Origin of the sequence: Streptomyces sp. A012304, assembly GCF_026008495.1 — a bacterium.
In the GTDB taxonomy this organism is placed as follows: domain Bacteria; phylum Actinomycetota; class Actinomycetes; order Streptomycetales; family Streptomycetaceae; genus Streptomyces.
In genome coordinates, this window is the sequence record NZ_BQUN01000038.1 from 79339 (window position 1) to 98821 (window position 19483).

A 19483-nucleotide genomic window follows, 5' to 3' on the forward strand; every position below is an offset into this window, starting at 1 on the left:
ACCGGCCGTGGACCGGGCACGGGCGTCGGCTTGAACCCGAGCCGCACGCCGGTCGCGCACGGACGCGGAGCCGCTCATCGGGCGCGACGCACCGGCGTTCCCTGACCCGGCCCGCCCGATACGCCCGCACTCTCTCCTGCCGGGCAGGACCCACCCCCCACCGCGCCACCACGACGAGGAGGACACCTGCATGGAACAGCCGCAGCAGTCAGCGGGACCGCAGGCCGCGACGCCACCGCTGCGCGTCGGCATGGTCGGCTACGCGTTCATGGGCGCCGCCCACTCCCAGGGCTGGCGCACCGCGGGCCGCGTCTTCGACCTGCCCCGCAGCCCGGTCCTCGCGGTGATCTGCGGCCGGGACGCGGCCGCCGTGCGCACGGCGGCCGACCGGCACGGCTGGGCGGCGACCGAGACCGACTGGCGGGCGCTGATCGAACGGGACGACGTCGACCTCGTCGACATCTGCACACCCGGCGACAGCCACGCCGAGATCGCCGTCGCCGCGCTCGCCGCGGGGAAGCACGTCCTGTGCGAGAAGCCCCTGGCGAACACCGTCCAGGAGGCGGAGACGATGGCCCGCGCCGCCGAAGCCGCCTACGACAACGGTCAGTTGGCGATGGTCGGCTTCAACTACCGCCGGGTGCCGGCCACCGCCCTGGCCCGCCGGATGGTCGCCGAGGGACGGCTCGGCACCCTGCGGCACGTACGGGTGACGTACCTTCAGGATTGGCTGGTCGACCCGGAGTTCCCGCTCACCTGGCGGCTGCGCAAGGAGCTGGCCGGCTCGGGTTCGCTCGGCGACCTGGGCGCCCACATCGTCGACCTCGCGCAGCACCTGGCGGGGGAGCGGCTGGCCGGTGTCTCCGCGCTCACCGAGACCTTCGTCCGCCGGCGTCCACTCGCGGACGGGGCGACCCGCGGCCTCGCCGGTACGGGGGCCGGCACCGCCATGGGCACGGTCACCGTCGACGACGCCGCCCTGTTCACCGCCCGCTTCCCCTCCGGAGCCCTCGCCTCCTTCGAGGCCACCCGCTACGCCACCGGCCGCAAGAACGCCCTGCGCATCGAACTCAACGGCGAGCGTGGCTCGTTGGCCTTCGACCTGGAACGCCTCAACGAACTGTGGTTCCACGACGCCACCGAGCCCGGCGCCCACGCGGGCTTCCGCCGCATCCTCGTCACCGAACCCGACCACCCCTACCTGGACGCCTGGTGGCCGCCGGGCCACGGCCTCGGCTACGAGCACACCTTCGTCCACCAGGCCCGCGACCTCGTCCACGCCATCGCCGAGGGCCGCAGGCCCGAACCCTCCTTCGCGGACGGACTCCAGGTCCAGCGGGTCCTCGCGGCGGTGGAGGAGAGCGCCGAGAAGAACTCCGTCTACACCCCGATAGCCGACTGAGGAGGGCTTTCGACAATGCCGCGCAGGTTCACGCTCTTCACCGGCCAGTGGGCCGACCTCCCCCTGGAAGAGGTCTGCCGCCTCGCCCGCGACTTCGGCTACGACGGACTCGAACTCGCCTGCTGGGGCGACCACTTCGAGGTCGACAAGGCCCTCGCCGACCCGGCGTACCTCGACTCCAGGCGCACGCTCCTCGACAAGTACGGTCTGAAGTGCTGGGCCGTCTCCAACCACCTGGTCGGGCAGGCGGTCTGCGACGCCATCATCGACGAACGCCACTGGGCGATCCTGCCCGCCCGCATCTGGGGCGACGGCGAACCGGAGGGGGTCCGGCGGCGGGCCGCCGCCGAGATCGCCGACACCGCCCGCGCGGCGGCCGCCTTCGGCGTCGACACCGTCATCGGCTTCACCGGATCCGCCATCTGGCATCTGGTGGCGATGTTCCCGCCGGCCCCGGAGACGATGATCGAGCGCGGCTACGAGGACTTCGCCGAACGCTGGAACCCGATCCTCGACGTGTTCGACGCCGAGGGTGTGCGGTTCGCTCACGAGGTCCACCCCAGTGAGATCGCATACGACTACTGGACGACCGTCCGCACGCTGGACGCCGTCGACCGCCGGCCGGCCTTCGGCCTCAACTTCGACCCCTCCCACTTCGTGTGGCAGGACCTCGACCCGGTCGGCTTCCTGTGGGACTTCCGCGACCGCGTCTACCACGTGGACTGCAAGGAGGCCCGCAAGCGTCTCGACGGCCGCAACGGCCGCCTCGGCTCCCACCTGCCCTGGGGCGACCCGCGTCGCGGCTGGGACTTCGTCTCCGCGGGACACGGCGACGTGCCCTGGGAGGATGTCTTCCGCATGCTGCGCTCCATCGGCTACCAGGGCCCGATCTCCGTCGAGTGGGAGGACGCCGGCATGGACCGGCTCCAGGGCGCCCCCGAGGCGCTGGCCCGCCTCAAGGCGTTCGACTTCGAGCCACCGTCGGCCTCCTTCGACGCGGCGTTCGGCAACTGACCGTCACGCGCCCCGCTTCAGCCCTCCGGGATGACGGCGCATCCCGGCGTACGCACCCACCCGCACAACCGGCCCCATCCCTGGAGGCACCCGTGCACGGGAACGAACGCACCACCCGCACCGGCAGAACCGAGAACCACCGACGACGCCCGTCCCTCCGCAGAGCCGTCGCTCTTCTGAGCGGCGCCCTGCTGGCCGGCGCGTCCCTCACCCTCACCGCACCCCAGGCCGGCGCAGCCGTCGCCGACCCGGCGGCCGCGGCCGCGACCGCGTCGACGGGTGCCGCCGCGGAGGACTTCCAGCAGGTCACCCTCGCCAAGGGCGAGGCCGAGGTCGGCGAACCCATGTCGCTGGCCGTCCTCCCCGACCGCTCGGTCCTGCACACCTCCCGCGACGGCGAACTGCGCCTCACCGACGCGGCCGGCAACACCCGCCTGGCCGGCAAGCTCGATGTGTACTCCCACGACGAGGAAGGCCTCCAAGGCATCGGCGTGGACCCGCAGTTCACCATCAACCGCTTCATCTACCTCTACTACGCGCCCCCGTTGAACACCCCGGCGGGCGATGCGCCGGAGACCGGAACGCCCGCCGACTTCGCCCCCTTCGACGGCGTCAACCGCCTCTCCCGGTTCGTCCTGAAGGCCGACGGCACACTGGACACCGCCAGCGAGACGAAGATCCTCGACGTGCCCGCCTCACGCGGCCTGTGCTGCCATGTCGGCGGCGACATCGACTTCGACGCGGCGGGCAACCTGTACCTGTCGACGGGCGACGACACCAACCCCTTCCAGTCGGACGGCTTCACGCCCATCGACGACCGCGCCGACCGCAACCCCGCCTTCGACGCCCGGCGTTCCTCCGGCAACACCAACGACCTGCGCGGCAAGATCCTGCGCATCAAGGTCAACCCCGACGGCTCGTACTCCGTCCCCGACGGCAACCTCTTCGCACCCGGCACGGACCGGACACGGCCGGAGATCTACGCGATGGGCCTCCGCAACCCGTTCCGCTTCAGCGTCGACCAGGAGACGGGCATCCTCTACGTCGGTGACTACGGTCCCGACGCCGGTGCCGCCGACCCGGCGCGCGGACCGGCCGGGCAGGTCGAGTTCGCACGGGTCACCGGCCCCGGCAACTTCGGGTGGCCGTTCTGCACGGGCGACAACGACCCGTACATCGCCTACGACTTCGCGACGGGTGTGTCCGGTGCGCCGTTCGACTGCGCCGCCCCGAAGAACACCTCACCGCACAACACCGGCCTCACCGACCTGCCCCCGGCCCAGCCCGCCTGGATCCCGTACGACGGCGCGTCCGTCCCCGAGTTCGGCGACGGCTCCGAGTCGCCGATGGGCGGCCCCGTCTACCACTACGACCCCGCGCTCGACTCACTGGTGAAGTTCCCGGAGGCGTACGACGGCGACTTCTTCGCCGGCGAGTTCGGCCGCCGCTGGATCAAGCGCGTCAGCAGCGACGCGGACGGCACCGTGCAGTCGATCGACGACGTGCCGTGGACCGGCACACAGATCATGGACATGGCCTTCGGCCCCGACGGCGCCCTGTACGTGCTCGACTACGGCGTCTCCTGGTTCGGCGGCGACGAGCACTCCGCCCTGTACCGCATCGAGAACGCCACCGACGGCCACTCCCCGGTCGCCCAGGCCGCCGCCGACCGCACCTCCGGGCAGGCACCGCTGAGGGTTCGTCTCTCCTCCGCGGGCACGACCGACCAGGACGGCGACACGCTCACCTACAGCTGGGACTTCGGTGACGGCACCACCTCCACGGCGGCCGATCCGACGCACCGCTACAAGAAGAACGGCACCTACACGGCGACCGTGACCGCCACCGACCCCAGCGGCCGCAGCGGCAGCGCGAGCGTGCGGATCGTGGTCGGCAACACCGCCCCCAAGGTGACGCTCGAACTCCCCCAGGACGGAAAGCTGTTCGGCTTCGGCGACGTGATCCCGTACAAGGTGCGGGTCACCGACCCCGAGGACCGCACCATCGACTGCGCCAAGGTCAAGGTCACCTTCATCCTCGGCCACGACAGCCACGGCCACCCCGTGACCTCGGCCAACGGCTGCACCGGCACCCTACGGACCAGCGCCGACGGCGGCCACGACGACGACGCCAACATCTTCGGCGTGTTCGACGCCGAGTACACCGACGGCGGAGGCGGCGGCCAGGCCGCGCTCACCACGCACGACCGGCACGTCCTCCAGCCCCGCCACCGCCAGGCCGAGCACTTCGGTGACTCCTCCGGCGTCACGGTGACCCCCCGCGAGTCGGCGCACGGCGGCCGGACCGTCGGCGAGATCTCCCACGGCGACTGGGTCTCCTTCACGCCGTACGTCCTGGCCGACGCCCGCAAGTTCACCGCGCGCGTCTCCTCCGGCGGCGCCGGCGGCACCCTCGAGATCCGCGCCGGCTCACCGAAGGGCACCCTGCTCGGCAAGGTGACCGTGACGCCGACCGGCGGCTGGGACACCTACCGGGACATCGGCGCCGACCTGTCCCGCGCCCCGAGGGGCACCACCACGCTGTACCTGGTGTTCAAGGGAAGCGGATCCGGCGCCCTGTACGAGGTGGACGACTTCACCTTCACCACTTCCCCGACCAGCTGAGCGGAGGCTCTCATGCGCTCAACAGGGCGACTGGCCACAGCGGTCGCGGGAGCCGCGCTGCTCCTCGGCAGCCTCTGCCAACCCGCCGTCCCGCACTCCCCGTCCCCACCGCGCGAACGGGTGCTGGTCTTCTCCAAGACGGCCGGCTTCCGGCACGACTCGATCCCCGACGGCGTCGCGGCGCTGCGACAACTCGGCCGGACCGACGGCTTCACGGTCGACGCCACCGAGGACGCACGCGCCTTCACCCCGTCCAACCTGCGCCGCTACGACGCGGTCGTGTTCCTCTCGACGACCGGGGACGTCCTCGACGCCCCCCAGCAACGCGCCTTCGAGGAGTACATCCGGCACGGCGGAGGGTATGTCGGCGTCCACGCCGCCGCCGACACCGAGTACGACTGGGAGTTCTACGGCGGCCTCGCCGGCGCCTACTTCCACTCCCACCCGGCGATCCAGCCGGCCACGGTCGTCGTCGAGGACCGCGCCCACCCGGCCACCTCGGCGCTCGCCCGCACCTGGCCCCGCACCGACGAGTGGTACAACTACCGCTCCAACCCCCGGGAACGGGCCCACGTCCTGGCCTCCCTCGACGAGTCCTCGTACACCGGCGGCACCATGGACGGCGATCACCCGATCGCCTGGTGCCAGAACTACCGGGGCGGCCGCGCCTTCTACACCGGGGGCGGCCACACGAAGGAGTCGTTCGCGGATCCAGCGTTCCGCCGGCACCTCGCAGGCGGAATACTGTATGCGGTAGGCAGGATCCACGCGGACTGCCGACCGGAGACCGGATACCGCCCGCTCTTCGACGGCACCTCCCTGGACGGCTGGCGGCAGGCCGGCCCGGGCTCCTTCACCCTGGACGACGACGGCACCCTCACCTCGTCGGGCGGCATGGGCCTGCTCTGGTACGCCGCATCGGGCTTCTCCTCGTACTCGCTGAAGCTGGACTGGAGGATGTCCAGTGCCTCCGGCGACGACAACTCCGGTGTCTTCGTGGGCTTCCCGCCCTCCGAGGACCCCTGGTCGGCCGTGCACAACGGCTACGAGATCCAGATCGACGCCACCGACGTACCGGAGAAGACCACCGGCTCCGTGTACGGCTTCCGCTCCGCCGACCTGGCCAAGCGCGACCGCGCACTGAACCCGCCGGGGGAGTGGAACACCTACGAGATCCGGGTGGAGGGCGAGCGGCTCCGCGTCTGGCTCAACGGCGTGAAGATCAACGACTTCACCAACACCGATCCGGCGCGCAGCCTGCGCGACGGGCACCTCGGTCTCCAGAACCACGGAGCCGACGACCGGGTGTCCTTCCGCGACGTCCGGATCAAGGAACTGCCCGTTCAGGGCCACTGAACGGCGGCGGGCGGGGGACGCCGGACCCCCGCCCGCCGTCACCACCACCGTTTCCGCGCCGAGGTGCGCGCACGACAAGGAGGCCGCCATGTCCGTGCCCCGCTCCGTCCCCCCTCGCGTCGGCGTCTGGCTGGTCGGGGCCCGCGGTTCCGTCGCCACCACCGTCGTCGCCGGGTGCGCCGCCGTGACCGCCGGCCTGCGTCCGCCGACGGGCCTGGTCACCGAGACGCCGATGTTCGCCGACAGCGGCCTGCCCGCCCTGTCGTCGTTCGTCTTCGGCGGACACGACACCGTCGACTGCCCCCTGCCCAAACGGGCCGAGCAGCTGGCCTCGGGCGGCGTCCTCCCCGCGGGCCTGCCCTCCGCCGTGGCGGCCGAACTCACCGCCGCCGAGCGGGAGATCAGGACCGGCGGCCCGCTCCCCGGGGACACCCGGGAAGAGGAGCAGCTCATCGCCGCCTTCACCGATGACCTGCGGGGCTTCGTACGACGGCACGGCCTGGCGCGCGCGGTGGTCGTGAACGTCGCCTCCACGGAACCCGCCCCGGCCGGTCCCGCCTTCCCGCCGAGCACGCTCTACGCGGCGGCCGCCCTGCGCGCGGGCTGCCCGTACGTCGACTTCACCCCCTCCACCGGCCTGCGCCACCCGGCACTGGCCGACCTCGTGGCGTCGAGCGGCCTGCCGTACGCGGGGCGCGACGGCAAGACCGGGCAGACCCTGCTGCGTTCCGTCCTCGGGCCGATGTTCGCCCAGCGCGCGCTCGCCGTGCGGGCCTGGTCCGGCACCAACCTCCTGGGCGGCGGCGACGGCGCGGCCCTCGCCGACCCGGCGGCCGCCGCGGCCAAGAACGCCGGCAAGGAACGCGTCCTCGCCGACACCCTCGGCACCACGCCCGAGGGCCAGGTCCACATCGACGACGTACCCGCGCTCGGCGACTGGAAGACCGCCTGGGACCACGTCGCCTTCGACGGCTTCCTCGGCACCCGCATGGTCCTCCAGACCATCTGGCAGGGCTGCGACTCGGCCCTCGCCGCCCCCCTGGTCCTCGACCTCGCCCGCCTCCTCGCCCGCGCCCACGAACAGGGCCTGTCCGGCCCCCGCCCCGAACTCGCCTTCTTCTTCAAGGACCCCGAGGGCGACGCGCCCTCCTCCCTCGCGGAGCAGTACGCACAGCTGGAGCGGTTCGCCCGACGGCTGAGCGGCGGGGCGGAGGAATGAGCGGGGGAGAGGGGGGAGCGCGACGGACTGCCGGGCCGGGGTCTGGGGCGGGGCCTGAGACCGGGCCTGCGTCCATGCCGACGACGCCAGGGGCCGGTCCTGCGTTCATTCCGACGGAACCAGGGGCCGGGCCGGCGTCTGCGGCGGCGGGGCCTGCGACCGGGCTGGCGTCCGGGGTGGCGGGGCCCGGGGTCGGGTCGGTGTCCAGGGTGGGGAGGCCCGAGGTCGGGTCGGTGTCTGGGGTGGCCGGTTCCGGGGGCGGGTCGGTGTGTGGGGTGGCGGGGCCGTCGGTGTCTGTGACGGCCGGCTCCCGGGCCGGGTCGGTGTCCGGGGTGGGGAGGCCCGGGGCCGGGGCGGCGGCTGTGGTGGCCGGCTCCCAGGCCGGATCGGCGTCCGTGGCGGTCGGCCCCGAGGCCCGGTCGCTCTCGGGCGGAGCCGCCGGCCTGCGTTTCGGCTACGGCACCAACGGCCTCACCGACCTCCGCCTCGACGACGCTCTCACCCTGCTCGCCGACCTCGGCTACGACGGTGTGGGACTCACCCTCGACCACATGCATCTCGACCCGCTCGCCCCGGACCTCGCCACCCGCACCCGGCGCCTCGCGCACCGCCTGGACGCGCTGGGACTCGGCGTCACCGTGGAGACCGGCGCCCGTTACGTCCTGGACCCGCGCCGCAAGCACGGGCCCACCCTCCTGGACCCGGACCCCGACGACCGGGCCCGCCGCGTCGACCTGCTGATCCGCGCCGTCCGGGTCGCCGCCGACCTCGGCGCCCACGCGGTGCACTGCTTCAGCGGAACCGTCCCGCCGGGCACGGACCGGGACACCGCCTGGAAGCGCCTCACCGAGAGCCTCCTCCCCGTCGTGGACGCCGCCGCCACCGCCGGCCTGCCCCTCGCCGTCGAACCCGAACCCGGCCACCTCCTCGCCACCCTCGCCGACTTCCATCACCTGCGCCTCCTCCTCGGCGACCCCGAGCCCCTCGGTGTCACCCTCGACATCGGCCACTGCCAGTGCCTGGAACCCCTCCCGCCCGCCGACTGCGTACGCGCCGCCGCTCCCTGGCTGCGCCACGTCCAGATCGAGGACATGCGCCGAGGCGTCCACGAACACCTCCCGTTCGGAGACGGCGAGATCGACTTCCCGCCGGTCCTCGCCGCGCTGGCCGCCACCGGCTACCAGGGCCTGACGGTCGTCGAACTGCCCCGCCACTCCCACGCCGGCCCGCACCACGCCGAACGGTCCCTGCCGTTCCTGCGCCGCGCGGCGGCACCCGCACGACCCGGCGAGCCCTCCGCCACCTCGGAAGGAGGCACCACCATGACCCACCCCCACGCCACGCCGACGACCTCGGCAGCGGCGCCCCAGGGCACCACGCCGGCCCTGCCCTCCCTCGACGCCCAGTACACCCACCTCGCGACCCACCTCCCACCACCCGCGCTGGTCTGGCTCCGCCGAGCTCTCGACGAGGCCGCCGCACAGCCCGGCACCCACGGCCCCATCTCCGTGTGGGAGCTACGCCTCGCCGAGGCCGGCCGCCGCTGCGGCAGCCGGTACGCCGACGCCGCCCGCCTGCTCATCCTCCACGCGGCCCGCGCCGACCCGGCCGCGCTCACCCGGGTCTACTTCCAGGGCACCGCCGACGAACGCCGCGCCGTCCTCCAGGCGCTGCCCCACCTCGTGCCCGGCCCCGAGGCACTGCCGCTCGTCGAGGACGCGCTGCGCACCAACGACACCCGGCTGCTGGCCGCCGCCGTCGGCCCGTACGCCGCCCGCCATCTCGACGCCCACGCCTGGCGCCACGCCGTCCTGAAGTGCCTGTTCACCTCCGTGCCCGTCGACGAGGTGGCGGGCCTGGAGGACCGGGCGCGCGGCGACACCGAACTCGCCCGCATGCTCCGCGACTACGCGGCCGAACGCACCGCCGCGGGCCGTCCCGTGCCCCCCGACCTGGACCACGTCCTGGCCCTGACCATCCCCACCACGCCGGTCGTACCCCCACCGCACGCTCTCCCCCTCCGCACGGACCTCCACCGCCCCGCCGACCCCCACGGCAAGGAGTCCTGATGCGCATCCTCGACCCCCACATCCACATGACCTCCCGGACCACCGACGACTACGAGGCCATGTACGCGGCCGGTGTCCGCGCCGTCGTCGAGCCGTCCTTCTGGCTCGGCCAGCCCCGCACCTCGCCCGCCTCCTTCTTCGACTACTTCGACTCCCTCCTCGGCTGGGAGCCCTTCCGCGCCGCCCAGTACGGCATCGCCCACCACTGCGCGATCGCCCTGAACCCCAAGGAGGCGAACGACCCGCGCTGCGTCCCCGTCCTGGACGAACTGCCCCGGTATCTCGTCAAGGACCAGGTGGTGGCCGTCGGGGAGATCGGCTACGACTCCATGACGCCCGCCGAGGACACCGCCCTGGCCGCCCAGCTCCAGCTCGCCGCCGACCACGGGCTGCCCGCGCTGGTGCACACCCCGCACCGCGACAAACTCGCCGGCCTGCGCCGCACCCTCGACGTGATCCGGGAGTCCGCCCTCGACGAGGAACGCGTCCTGATCGACCACCTCAACGAGACCACCGTGAAGGAGGCCAAGGACAGCGGCTGCTGGCTGGGCTTCTCCGTGTATCCGGACACCAAGATGGACGAGCGCCGCATGATCGACGTCCTGCGCGCCCACGGCCCCGAGCGGATCCTCGTGAACTCCGCAGCCGACTGGGGGAAAAGCGATCCCCTCAAGACCCGCGCCGTGGGCGACCTGATGCTGGCCGAGGGGTTCAGCGACGACGACGTCGACCGCGTCCTGTGGCGCAACCCGGTCGCCTTCTACGGCCTCAGCGGCCGGCTCGACCTCGACGTCACCCCTCCCGGCGCCACCCATGAGGGCAACTCCGTGCTGCGCGGCGGAGAGTGACCGATGCGCTTCCGCCACCCCGACGGCACCACCGTCCATCTCGCCTACTGCACCAACGTCCATCCCGCCGAGACGCTCGACGGTGTCCTCGCCCAACTCCGCGACCACTGCGAACCCGTCCGCCGCCGCCTCGGCCGCGACCGGCTCGGCATCGGACTCTGGCTCGCCAAGGACGCCGCCCACTCCCTCGACACCGACCCGGCCGCCCTGCGCCGGCTGCGCACGACACTGGACCGGCACGGACTGGAGGTCGTCACCCTCAACGGCTTCCCCTATCAGGGGTTCGGCGCCGAGCAGGTCAAGTACCGCGTGTACAAGCCGGACTGGGGCGATCGGGAGCGGCTCGACCACACGACCGCGCTGGCCCGCGTCCTCGCCGCACTCCTCCCCGACGACGTCACCGAGGGCAGCGTCTCCACCCTCCCGCTCGGCTGGCGCACCACCTGGGACGACGCCCGCGCCAAGACCGCCCACACCGCCCTGCTGACCCTCGCCGAGCGCCTGGACGCGCTCGCGGAGCTCACCGGCCGCTCCGTCCGGGTGGGTCTCGAACCGGAACCCGGCTGCACCGTCGAGACCACCCGCGACGCCCTCGCCCCGCTCACGGCCGTCGGCCACCCACGCATCGGCGTCTGTGTCGACACCTGCCATCTCGCCACCTCCTTCGAAGACCCGCACACCGCCCTGGACGCGCTCGCCGCGGCAGGCGTCCCCGTCGTCAAATCGCAGCTGTCGGCCGCCCTGCACGCCGAGCACCCCCGACGCCCCGACGTCCGCGCGGCCCTCGCCGCCTTCGACGAACCGCGGTTCCTGCACCAGACCCGCACCCGGACCGCCGCCGGGCTGCACGGCACCGACGACCTCGGCGCGGCCCTCGCCGGCGGCGCCCTGCCGGACTCCTCGCCCTGGCGCGCCCACTTCCACGTCCCGCTGCACGCGGCCCCCGCCGCGCCCCTCACCTCCACGCTCCCCGTCCTGCACGCCGCGCTGGCCCGCCTGGTCGGCGGCCCGCACCCGCTCACCGGCCACCTCGAGGTGGAGACCTACACCTGGCAGGCCCTCCCGCCCGAGCTGAGGCCCCGCGCCCGCGCCCAGCTCGCCGACGGCATCGCCGCCGAACTCGCGCTCGCCCGCGACCTGTTGACGGACCTCGGTCTCAAAGAACTGCCATGACCCCTCCCACACCCGAGCCAAACACACCACCCGCGACCACCACCGGTCACCCACCCCGGCCGCACGGCCGCCGACATCCGCCGGTGGTACGCCCTCGGCGCCGACACCGACCGCACGCCTGATCCACCCGGCCGGCCCGTCCTGACAGCCCCCCTGCCCCGACGGGTCCGACTGGTCACCAGTGAAGCACCCGCCACTGACACCGCCCTCCGACCCGAGGAGTCCACACATGAGCCGCCGCTCGCAGCCCGACCCCGAACTCACCCACCGCCTCACCAGACGAGGCATGCTCGGCGTGGCCGCCGGCGCCACCGCAGCCGCCCTCCTGGGCGCCGCCGCAGGCCCCGCCACGGCCTCCACCACCGGCGCCACCGCCACCACCACGGCCGGCCGCGGCCGCCCCGTCCTGCCCCCCGGCCGCCTCGGCATCCAGCTCTACAGCCTGCGTGACAAGGTCTCCACCCTCGGCTTCGCCCCCGTCTTCGCCGAACTGGAGAAGTACGGGTACGACGAGGTCGAGTTCGCCGGCTACACCCAGGGCTCCGCGGGCCCGATCACCCTCGCCCGGCTCAGGAGACTCGCCCGGGACCACGGCCTGAACCCGATCGGCAGCCACGTCGGCTACTACTCCAGCGACCCGAACGCCTACACCTTCGCCACGAACCTCACCAAGGTCCTGGACGACGCCCAGGCCCTCGGCCTCAAGCACATCGGCACCGCCGCGGGTCCGTTCCGTTACGGCTCCACCGTCGACGCCTGGAAGCGTGCCGCCGAGGACTTCAACACCTACGGGGCGGCGGCCAAGGCGCGCGGCATGAAGTTCTACCAGCACAACCACTCCGAGGAGTTCTCGTTCGCCACCGACAACCCCAGGGTCCGCCTCTACGACGTCCTGCTCGCGGAGACCGACCCCGACCTGGTGTTCCTGGAGATGGACATCTTCTGGGCGTACGTCGGCCAGTTCCGCTTCTCCACACGGCCCGACGGCACCCCCGCGCCGTTCGAACCACTGGACTACGTCCTCAGGCGGCCGCACCGCTACCCGCTCTTCCACGTGAAGGACGGCGTGAGCGACCCCGACAACCAGTTCGGCTACCGCATGGTCGACGTCGGTGACGGCGACATCGACTACCAGCGGTTCATCTCCGCCGTGACCCGGCTGCGCGGCCACCGCTTCGCCCACCACTGGCAGGCCGAACACGACAACCCGGCCGAGTCGTTCACGTTCGCGCGGCGGTCGAGTGCGCACCTGCACTCGCTGCGCGAGAAGTGCTGAGCGCACGCGCGCGTGCGGCGGCCCTCCCCGCGTCCGAGTCCGGGGAGGGCCGCCGCGCAGACGGGCAGCGCCTTTTCCGGACCAAGGAAACGATCAAGGTTGAGGCTCCTTCGACAAGAGAGCGGTCCCGTCCGACGGCGGGACCGCTCGGTGGTACTGAGTTCGCGAACCGTCACACCGCGCTCGGCAGATCGGTGCCAGACCGGCGACGGCCCGCCCTCGGGGGTTATCCCCCGTTCCGATCTTGGGGTTCGCCGGATCGCGCCCCGGTGGGGGCGAAACTAGCGTCCAGCCATGACTTCTTCTCTGAGAAAGCACCTGGTCATGGCACTCGGTGTCGCTACGCTGCTCACCGCCGAGGTGGTTCCCGCCATCGCTCAGCCCGCCGGTCCCTCCCCTGTGGAGCAGTTGCGCCGGGACACCGAGGCGATCCACGCCCTCGGTGTGAGCGGTGTGCAGGCCCGCGTGATCGCGCCTGACGGTCGGCAGTCGGTCGCCAGCAGCGGTACCGCCGACCTGAACACCGGCCGCCCGGTCTCTTCCGGCGGCTACTTCCGCATGGCCAGCACGTCCAAGACGCTGGTCGCCACCGTGGTCCTCCAGCTGGAGGCCGAGGGCAGGCTGTCCCTGGACGACACGGTCGACCACTGGCTGCCCGGAGTGGTGCGGGGCAACGGCAACGACGGCAGCCAGATCACCATCCGCCACCTGCTCCAGCACACCAGCGGCATCCGGGACGCCCTGCCCGGATACACCACGCCGAAGGAGTACTACCAGCAGCGCCACAACGTCTACGAACCCAAGCAGCTGGTCGACCTCGCCATGGCCCATGAGCCGGAGGACTTCCTGCCCGGCAAGGGCTGGGCGTACTCCAACACCGGCTACGTCCTGCTCGACATGATCATCCAGAAGGCCACCGGTCACCCCGCTCACCAAGAGATCAAAGACCGCATCTTGCGCCCGCTGGGCCTCGACCAGACCCGGTGGATGGGCACCTCCCCCACCCTGCCCCGGCCCCATGCCCAGGCTTACCAGCTCTTCGGCCCCGGTTCCCGGGTGGATGTCACCGACCAGATACCGGTGGACTACGCGAACCTTTCGTGGGTCACGACCACTCGGGATGAGAACCGCTTCTTCCGCGCGCTGCTCGACGGCCGCCTCCTGCCGGCACGGCAGCTGGCCAAGATGAAGCAGACCGTCCCTGTGAGCGCGGAGGTCCAACAGCTGTGGCCCAAGGGCCGATACGGGCTCGGCCTGGTCGAACGCCCCCTGGGATGCGGAGGAACCTACTGGAGCCATGAGGGCGGGGACGGCGGCTACATCACCCTCAACGGCGTCACCGATGACGGGCGTCGAAGCGCCGTGGTCTCCATGTCCGAGGCCCGCGGCGACACCAAGGAGCACATACTGGAGCAGGAGAACGCGGCCAGCGCCCTGATCGACCACGCACTGTGCGCCAGGCACCCCAGCACCCCGTGAGGGGAGGTGCCGTCGCCGTGGGCGGTGAGCTCACCCCGGCGATGGCCCGTCTTCGCCGTCCACGCTGCCCCTGTCAGCCCTGACGACGCGCCCGTCCAGGTGAGGCGGCGGTGTGTCGTCGGTGAAGACCGGCATGCCGAGGTCCTCCGCGTCAGCCGCCGGCGCACCACCCCGCCGCGACCACGGTGGAGCCGAAGCCCGTCACCCCGTCTCCTCACCGAGAGGCTGCGGGTCGGGGACGACACCCCGGGCGTCCGGCCTGATCGGCTGCGTCTCCGTCGCCCAGCCCACGCGCAGGCGGATACGCAGGTGAAACGCACTCCGAAAGCTTGGTATTGTTGTCCATGTCGCTGCGGGGAACACCCCCGCCGAGCGGCAGACACCTGGTCCGGGTGGCGGAATGGCAGACGCGCTAGCTTGAGGTGCTAGTGCCCTTTATCGGGCGTGGGGGTTCAAGTCCCCCCTCGGACACTCATCACTCCAGGTATCCAGTGTTATTCACTCGGTGAGTGAAGGTCTCACACGGACCGAGCGACACGCACCCGCATCCGGGATTCCCCGGTTGCGGGTTTTGTCATTTCTTTGCACATCGTTCCCGGAAAACGTTCCGTACGTCGCGATTACCTACCGAATGTGGCGGAAGCCCGTTTATCGGTTGTCCCCGGGCTGCCCGCCGCAAGGCCCGTCGCAGCGTTACTGACGGGCCGTCAATGTTCTCCGCGGTGCACGATGTTGGCAGTCGTTGATCGCATCTTGTGGTGATACGATCACGGCGCTTGTAGAGCGGGCGGATGGGTGCAAGACGACATCCCCGACTACGGGGACAGTCCGGGCGGAGACCCCGGTGCGGGCGGTCCCGCCGGTCCACCCGCATTGACGGGAATTCAGCAACTGGCCGTCAGTCGCCTGAAGAGAGTCTTATGACTGATTACATACAGAACCCGGTACTCTGGGCTCTCCTCGTCGCCGTGTTCGTCGCGATCGCCATCATTGTTCGTCAGCGCAGGGCGACGCGGACGTTAAGGCAGGAGTTCGCAGATCTCCGGGCTCGGCACACCGAGCTGGAGAACGGGTACGCGAAATCCGTCGAGGCAGCTCAGGAAAGAGCCGAAGAGGCAACCAAAACGGTCCTGAAGTCCGCGATGCGTACCCTTCAGGGTCTTGCCGCGGAACAGCAGCTGATCGTCTCCCGACTGCAGAACAAATACGGTGAGTCGGTCATCCTCCAGGACCTCCTGGAGATCGACCACACGAACTCCCAGTTCGGCCGCCGCGCCCAGTCCATCGCGGTCCTCTGCGACGGCTGGCTGGGACGTCAGCGCGATGTCGCGTCGGTGTACGACGTGGTCCGCAGCGCGCAGGGCAGGATCCGGCACTACCGGCGCGTGGAAATTCTGTCGCAGGTCGATTTCGGCATCACCAGCCGTGCCGTCGAACCGGTGGCGCTGGCCCTCGCCGAACTTCTCGACAACGCGACCAGCTATTCCAGCCCGGATACCGTTGTCGAAATCAACATTCGCACCGTGCCCAAGGGAATTTGCATCGTCGTCGACGACGCCGGTGTCGGCATGAACGACGAGGAACGGGCCCGCGCCGACAAACTCCTTTCGACCGAACGCGTCTCCGGCGTGTCCTCCCTCGGCAATCCGCCGCAGTTCGGCTTCGCGGTGATCGGCGTCCTCGCTGAACGCTTCGGTTTCGAGGTGTCCGTCGACTCCACCTCGCCCTACGGCGGCGTACGGGCGGTCCTCCTCCTGCCGCACGACCTGCTCACCACCGCACCCGAGCAGAAGGACCCGACCCCGGTCGTTCCCGCCGCAGCCACTCCCGCCCCCGCACCCGCACCCGCCCGCAGCGGCCCCGAACCGGCGGGTGCCGTGGCCACCACCGCCGACGGCCTGCCCAAGCGGCGCCGCAAGCGGCCGATGGCCATCGTGCCCGGCAGCGCCTCCAACGCCCCCACGCCCGCCCGCTCCGGCGCGGAGACGGCGGCGATCATGGGTGCCTTCCAGCGTGGCACCCAGTCGGGCCGGCGGGCCATGCCTGCGGATCCCGCGGAACAGTCGAGCAGCACACGTGGTGCAAGCAGCGAAGGGCATGAGTTCTCGTGAACGACGATCTGTCATGGATGCTTGACAGCGCCCTGGAGATTCCCGGGGCCCTGCACGCCGTCCTGATCTCCGCCGACGGCCTGTTGATGGCCCGGACGCAGGACTTCGACAAGGACGACGCGGACCGGGTGGCCGCAGCGATGAGCGGTGTGCAGTCGCTCAGCCGCTCCCTCGCCTTCTTCTGCGAGGACGCCCAGCAGCGGTGGCGGCAGACACTCGTCGAATTCGACGGCGGCTGGGTCTTCCTGATCTCGGCCGGCGAGGGCGCCTACCTGGGCGTCTCCGCCTCCCCCGACGTCGACATGGCGGACATCACCTTCCGGATGCAGCAGCTCGTCGGCCAGCTCGGCAAGGCGCTGACGACGCCGCCGCGCGAGAACCTCGGCGTACGGTCATGACCGGTTTCGACGAGCTGGAGCCCCAGACACCGGAGTTAGTGCGACCGTACGTCATCACCAAGGGGCGGGGACTGCCCGACGAGGAGCAGCTCTCCCTGATCACGCTGGTCACGGCGGCCGCCGACCGCCAGCAGCGGCCCACCCGGCTGTCCCCGGAGGAACAGAAGCTGCTCGACCTGTGCTCCGCCGGCTACCTCTCGGTGGCCGAGATCGCGGGCCACACCCAGCTGCCCCTCGGCGTGGTGAAGATCCTCCTCGCCGCCCTCACCGAGGGCGGCTACCTCATCACCCGCCCGCCCGTCCAGCGGGCCCCCCTCGCCGACCGGGAGATCCTGGAGGAGGTGCTGAATGGTCTCAGGGCCAAGTTTGGATGAGACGGCGTACGTCCGCGGCGGCGCGACACAGACCGCCGTGAAGATCCTCGTCGTCGGCCACTTCGCGGTGGGCAAGACCACGTTCATCGGGGCGATCTCCGAGATCGAGCCGCTGTCCACCGAGGAGACGATGACCCGGGCCGCCGAGTCCGTCGACGACCTCAAGGGCGTCCAGGGCAAGACCACCACCACGGTCGCCATGGACTTCGGCCGCCTCACCATCAGCGACCGCGTCGTGCTGTACCTGTTCGGAACGCCCGGCCAGCAGCGTTTCGTGCAGATGTGGGAGGACATGGCCCGCGGCGCGCTCGGCGCCCTGGTGCTGGTCGACCCCGAACGACTCGCGGACTCCTTCGCCGTGATCGACCTCATCGAGCAGTACGGACTCGACTACGCCATCGCCGTCAACCACTTCGACGGCAGCCCCCTGCGTGACGAAACGGCCCTGCGTGAGGCGCTGGACCTGCTCGACGACACCCCCGTCGTCACCTGCGACGCCCGGGACGAGCGGTCCTCGGCCGAAGCGCTCATCACCCTCGTCCGCCACTTGCAGGACCGTGCCCACTAGGAGCAGACATGGACCAACCCACCGCTCCGGTGCCCCCGCCCGGGTGCCCGGCGCACCACACCGGCGGCCGAGTGCCGCTGCACGGCCCGGAGTTCGCGGCCGATCCGCAGGCCTACTACACCTACCTGCGCCACTACGGGCCGACCGCCCCGGTCGAACTCGCCCCCGGCGTCGAGGCCACCCTCGTCACCGACTACGCCACCGCCCTCCAACTCCTCCAGGACTCCGCTTCGTTCCGCAAGGACGCGCGCCGCTGGCGGGACTTCAACGACGGCAAGGTGCCCCCGGACAGCCCCGTCGCACCGCTGCTGGCCTACCGTCCCAACTGCATGTTCAGCGACGGCGCCGAGCACCTGAGGCTGCGTCAGGCGGTCACGGACAGCATGGCGCGCGTGGACTCGCGCCGACTGAGCCAGTCCACCGAGCGGATCTCCGACTACCTCATCTCCCAGTTCAGCGCCCGCGGTTCGACCGACCTGCTCGGTGACTACGCCAAGCAGCTCCCGCTGTTCGTCTTCAACGAACTCTTCGGCTGCCCCGCCGACATCGGCGACCGGGTGCTCTTCGGCATCTCCGGCATGTTCGACGGCATCAACGCCGAAAAGGCCACCGAGGTGCTCTTCCGCGCCGTCGGCGAGCTGATCGCCCTCAAGCGGAACAGGCCCGGCGACGACGTCACCTCCTGGCTGATGCAGCACCAGGCGAAACTGACCGACGAGGAGATGACGCACCAGCTCGCCCTGCTCCTCGGCGCGGGCGCCGAGCCGCTGCGCAACCTCATCGGCAACACCCTGCACCGGCTGCTCACCCACGACCGGTACGCCAACGAGGGCGGACTCATCGAGGAGGCGATGGACGACACCCTGTGGGAGAACCCCCCGATGTCGAACTACGCCCCCCACTACCCGGTGGCCGACATGGAGTTCGCCGGGCAGAAACTGGACGCGGGTGACCTGATGCTGGTCAGCTTCGCCGCCGCCAACACCGGCCCCGCGCTCTCGGCGGCACGTCAGGCCGGCAGCAACAGGGCGCACCTGGCCTGGAGCGCCGGACCCCACGCCTGCCCCTCCAAGGAGCCCGCCCGGCACATCGCCGTCACGGCCATCGAGAACCTGCTCAACCAGCTACCGGACATCGAACTCGCCGTGCCCGAGGACAGTCTTGCCTGGCGTCCGGGACCGTTCAACCGCGCGCTGGCGACGCTGCCCGCGCGGTTCACCCCGGTCCAGCCGGTCCGCCGCGCGACCCAGCAGTCGCGTGTGGAGACACCCGCGTCCGAGGCGGCCGACACGGCGCGCAGGACCGAACGCAGCGGACTGTGGAGCCAGTTCCTCAACTGGCTGACAAGGTGATTCTCACAACACCGACCAACTTCCGCCACCTGTATGAAATTTCAAGCTCAGGGGTAGTGAGCCAGCGGTATTGCGCTGGCTCACTAGTTGAAGGAGGTGTCATGGACCACATATCCGTCGACACCACTGACAGAGAACACCCCACCCTGTCGCACCCCCCGATACCCGCCTCCCCAGGCGGGTATCTTCTTGCCCGGCCCGTCCTGCCGGGGGAGGCCCG

The 19483-nt window shown here is 71.3% G+C and carries 15 protein-coding genes, 1 tRNA gene and 1 pseudogene; all 17 read left to right on the forward strand.

Annotated elements, in window-relative coordinates:
• Positions 1–190 precede the first annotated feature (190 nt).
• On the forward strand, positions 191–1402 hold the full coding sequence (locus ALMP_RS09030) for a Gfo/Idh/MocA family protein (RefSeq protein ID WP_264925756.1): 1212 nt from the start codon (positions 191–193) through the stop codon (positions 1400–1402).
• A gap of 15 nt (positions 1403–1417) precedes the next feature.
• On the forward strand, positions 1418–2416 hold the full coding sequence (locus ALMP_RS09035) for a sugar phosphate isomerase/epimerase (RefSeq protein WP_264925757.1): 999 nt from the start codon (positions 1418–1420) through the stop codon (positions 2414–2416).
• A gap of 92 nt (positions 2417–2508) precedes the next feature.
• Positions 2509–5040 carry a PQQ-dependent sugar dehydrogenase gene (locus ALMP_RS09040; protein WP_264925758.1) on the forward strand — a complete coding sequence of 844 codons (2532 nt, stop codon included), beginning with the start codon at positions 2509–2511 and terminating at the stop codon, positions 5038–5040.
• Between the two features lie 12 nt (positions 5041–5052).
• Positions 5053–6396 carry a ThuA domain-containing protein gene (locus ALMP_RS09045; protein ID WP_264925759.1) on the forward strand — a complete coding sequence of 448 codons (1344 nt, stop codon included), beginning with the start codon at positions 5053–5055 and terminating at the stop codon, positions 6394–6396.
• A gap of 88 nt (positions 6397–6484) precedes the next feature.
• Entirely contained in the window at positions 6485–7615 is a 1131-nt protein-coding gene (locus ALMP_RS09050; RefSeq protein WP_264925760.1) for an inositol-3-phosphate synthase, read from the forward strand.
• Between the two features lie 395 nt (positions 7616–8010).
• A pseudogene (locus ALMP_RS09055) lies at positions 8011–8919 on the forward strand (sugar phosphate isomerase/epimerase family protein); the annotation flags it as partial.
• Between the two features lie 18 nt (positions 8920–8937).
• Positions 8938–9684: an EboA domain-containing protein gene (locus tag ALMP_RS09060; protein ID WP_264925781.1), complete on the forward strand. Its 747-nt coding sequence runs from the start codon at positions 8938–8940 to the stop codon at positions 9682–9684.
• Positions 9684–10532 carry a TatD family hydrolase gene (locus ALMP_RS09065; protein WP_264925761.1) on the forward strand — a complete coding sequence of 283 codons (849 nt, stop codon included), beginning with the start codon at positions 9684–9686 and terminating at the stop codon, positions 10530–10532. The genes ALMP_RS09060 and ALMP_RS09065 overlap by 1 nt, the downstream gene beginning before the upstream one ends.
• Positions 10533–10535: 3 nt before the next feature.
• Positions 10536–11705: a metabolite traffic protein EboE gene (gene eboE / locus ALMP_RS09070; protein WP_264925762.1), complete on the forward strand. Its 1170-nt coding sequence runs from the start codon at positions 10536–10538 to the stop codon at positions 11703–11705.
• 229 nt (positions 11706–11934) lie between these two features.
• On the forward strand, positions 11935–12981 hold the full coding sequence (locus ALMP_RS09075; protein WP_264925763.1) for a sugar phosphate isomerase/epimerase: 1047 nt from the start codon (positions 11935–11937) through the stop codon (positions 12979–12981).
• 294 nt (positions 12982–13275) lie between these two features.
• Positions 13276–14460, forward strand: coding sequence for a serine hydrolase (locus ALMP_RS09080; RefSeq protein ID WP_264925764.1), 1185 nt, complete (start codon positions 13276–13278; stop codon positions 14458–14460).
• Between the two features lie 386 nt (positions 14461–14846).
• Positions 14847–14931 (forward strand) — tRNA-Leu (locus ALMP_RS09085).
• A gap of 449 nt (positions 14932–15380) precedes the next feature.
• On the forward strand, positions 15381–16571 hold the full coding sequence (locus ALMP_RS09090) for an ATP-binding protein (RefSeq protein ID WP_264925765.1): 1191 nt from the start codon (positions 15381–15383) through the stop codon (positions 16569–16571).
• Entirely contained in the window at positions 16568–16969 is a 402-nt protein-coding gene (locus ALMP_RS09095) for a roadblock/LC7 domain-containing protein (protein WP_264925766.1), read from the forward strand. Before ALMP_RS09090 ends, ALMP_RS09095 begins: the two co-directional genes overlap by 4 nt.
• Positions 16966–17343, forward strand: a complete 378-nt coding sequence (locus ALMP_RS09100) for a DUF742 domain-containing protein (protein ID WP_264925767.1) — start codon at positions 16966–16968, stop codon at positions 17341–17343. Before ALMP_RS09095 ends, ALMP_RS09100 begins: the two co-directional genes overlap by 4 nt.
• A complete protein-coding gene (locus ALMP_RS09105) occupies positions 17318–17911 on the forward strand; it encodes an ATP/GTP-binding protein (protein ID WP_264925768.1) in 594 nt (197 codons plus the stop codon). The genes ALMP_RS09100 and ALMP_RS09105 overlap by 26 nt, the downstream gene beginning before the upstream one ends.
• 8 nt (positions 17912–17919) lie before the next feature.
• Entirely contained in the window at positions 17920–19263 is a 1344-nt protein-coding gene (locus ALMP_RS09110) for a cytochrome P450 (RefSeq protein WP_264925769.1), read from the forward strand.
• Positions 19264–19483 lie beyond the last annotated feature (220 nt).